Here is a 1,978-nt window from a genome sequence, read left to right as displayed (position 1 = left end):
GCGCCGACGGCGGTGCGGTTCGGTGGGGGCAGTGCGCGGTGGTCGCGGGGTCGTGGGGTGTTGGTGCGTTGGCGGGCGGGGTTGGCGCGGGACGTGCTGGGCTATGAGGTGTTGCGTGTGCGGCGCGGCTCGCACGCTCGCGCGCGGGTGAAGCTGACGCGGCGGTTGATCGCGGCGAACGCGTTGTCGCGCACGGTCAGCACCCGGTACGTGTTCCGGGACAGGGCGGGTCGGCCTGGGGATCGGTATTTCGTGCGGGCCCGTACGCTGACGAACGCAACGACGATGTACGGGCCGTTCGCGGCCAGCGGGAAGGCGAGCCGATGACCCTCATCAAGCGAACCGACGGTCTGATCGTCGAGCGGGCCGGTGAGGAGCTGCTGGTCTATGACCAGCGCACGCAGGCCGCGCACTGCCTGAGCCCGGTCGCCGCGGAGATCTGGCAGGCGTGCGAGACCGTCATCAGTGAGGATGAGCTCGCTGCACGCACCGGCTATGACCGCGCGACGGTCGAGGCCGCCGTGCACGAACTCACGACACGCGACCTGTTGCACGTGACGCCACCGGCGGTGACCGGTCAGACGCGCCGTCAGGCGCTACGCACCCTGACCACTAGCGCGGCGGCGACCGCTGCGGCGGGCCTGACGATCACCTCGATTTTGGCGCCGACTGCCGCTCAGGCGGCGACCAAGCTCGCTTCCGGTCAGCCCTGCACCACGAGCTCGCAGTGCGACAGCGGCCTGTGCAACGCCGGCACCTGCGCCTGAGCGGTGCGGCACTCGCCGCGCTGACGCTCGTCCTGGCCGGTCCCGGCGGGTCGGTCGGCGCAAGCGCGTCGAGCGCAAGTGCGCCGAGCGCAACCGCGGCGAAGGTCAGCGGCCTGTCCGGAAAGGCGCGCCCCGCTCGTGGGGGCGGCGCGCTGCTGCGCTGGACCACCAAGCGCGAGAAGGCGAACGTCGGCTTCGAGCTCTACCGCGCGCGCGCCGCCAAGCCGCGCAAGCGGGTACGGGTGATCAAGCGGATGGTGGCCGGGACGGTGCTGCGCATCGGCCCGACGGCCACCAGGCGCTCCCGGTCCAGCTACCGGTACTTCGATCGTCTCGGCCGCCGCGGCGATCGCTACTGGATCGTCGACGTGGCCGTGTCAGGACGTCGCACGTTCCGAGGCCCCTACGTGGTCAAGGGCAAGAAGGTGCGCCGTGTCTCGTCCTCACCGCTGCTGAAGCCGACGAAGGCGGGCGGAAAGACGGAGACCATCCCGGGAGCGGCGGCGCCAGCGGTCCCGGTCGGTCCTGTCTCGCCGGCGATCGCGCCGGGCACCCCAGCCGAGGTCGTCGGCTCGACGCTGGCGACCCGCCAGACGGTTCGCATCGGCGTCACGCAGACGGGCTGGACGCGCGTGAGCCTCGAGGATCTTCGGACGCGCGGCGTCGACACCTCCAATCCGGCCAACCTGCACGTGTACCGCGAGGGGCGCGAGGTCAGCGCGCTCGTTCGTGACGGAGGCCTGGAGTTCTACGGTGAGGGCATCGACGCGATCGACACCGCAACCCGGGCGTACACCGTCGATGCGCAGACCACGCCGGCTCCGCGCGTCCCCACCGCCCCGGCCGGGCGCGGTGCGAGCGCCGGGCCGACCTCTCACCTCGCGACGGTCGACCGGGCCGACCGGGGCATCTACTTCTCCGCGCTGCGCAACGGCGACCTGCCGAACTTCTTCGGTGCCGTCATCACGCGCTCGCCAGCCACGCAGAGCTTGGCGGCCCCCGCCGCCACGGGCGAGGACGCCGCGGTCACCGTCAGCCTCCAGGGCGTGACCACCAGCTCCCACCGCGTCTCGGTGTCGCTCAACGGGACACCCCTGGGGACCGCGACGTTCGAGGGACAGGACGCCACCACGCAGACGTTCGACGCCGGCGGGGCCGCGCGCTCCGGCGCGAACAGCGTCACGCTGCAGGCCGAGTCCTCCGGCGACGTC

At 72.3% G+C, this 1,978-nt stretch carries 3 protein-coding genes; all 3 read left to right on the top strand.

Features of this window, described 5'->3' with window-relative positions; genetic code table 11:
• A partial coding sequence (locus tag ABYE80_RS20310; RefSeq protein ID WP_372792189.1) for a hypothetical protein occupies nucleotides 1–327 on the top strand: 327 nt, incomplete at its 5' end.
• Nucleotides 324–767, top strand: a complete 444-nt coding sequence (locus ABYE80_RS20305) for a hypothetical protein (RefSeq protein WP_372792187.1) — start codon at nucleotides 324–326, stop codon at nucleotides 765–767. The genes ABYE80_RS20310 and ABYE80_RS20305, both read left to right, overlap by 4 nt.
• A partial coding sequence (locus tag ABYE80_RS20300; protein WP_372792185.1) for a hypothetical protein occupies nucleotides 743–1,978 on the top strand: 1,236 nt, incomplete at its 3' end. The genes ABYE80_RS20305 and ABYE80_RS20300, both read left to right, overlap by 25 nt.

Origin of the sequence: Paraconexibacter sp., from assembly GCF_041602235.1 — a bacterium.
Taxonomy (GTDB): domain Bacteria; phylum Actinomycetota; class Thermoleophilia; order Solirubrobacterales; family Solirubrobacteraceae; genus Paraconexibacter.
Note: the sequence above shows the minus strand (reverse complement) of the source record. Positions and strands in the feature narration are given on the sequence as shown.